Origin of the sequence: Stenotrophomonas sp. GbtcB23 (assembly GCF_019091045.1) — a bacterium.
Classification (GTDB): Bacteria; Pseudomonadota; Gammaproteobacteria; order Xanthomonadales; family Xanthomonadaceae; genus Stenotrophomonas; species Stenotrophomonas rhizophila_A.
The window spans coordinates 1-255 of the sequence record NZ_JAGXKC010000498.1 but is presented as its reverse complement, the minus strand read 5'-3'; the positions used below and the strand labels follow the sequence as shown (position 1 = coordinate 255).

Annotated in this window: 1 protein-coding gene; it reads left to right on the top strand. The window is 63.9% G+C overall.

The features are described from left to right. Window positions 1-255: hypothetical protein (locus KVS69_RS19905; RefSeq protein WP_217539905.1), on the top strand; the 255-nt coding region annotated here is incomplete at both ends.

Here is a 255-nt window from a genome sequence, read left to right as displayed (position 1 = left end):
AGACAACCCTGGTGATGGCGGACAGTGCCAGCGAGATGCAGGGCTACATCTCCGACAGCGACGAAGCCCGTCGTCATTTCGACGAGACCTTCAAGGCGGTCGAAGCGCTGGCCACCGAGCAGGGCAAGGTGACCTGGGCAAAGCTGGCAGGCCTTACCGCGGAATTCCGCAAGCACGACGACCGCATCCGGTCCCTGATGCTCGGCGGAGACGCCACCGGCGCGGAGAGGATTTCCAATACCGAAGCACGCGCTG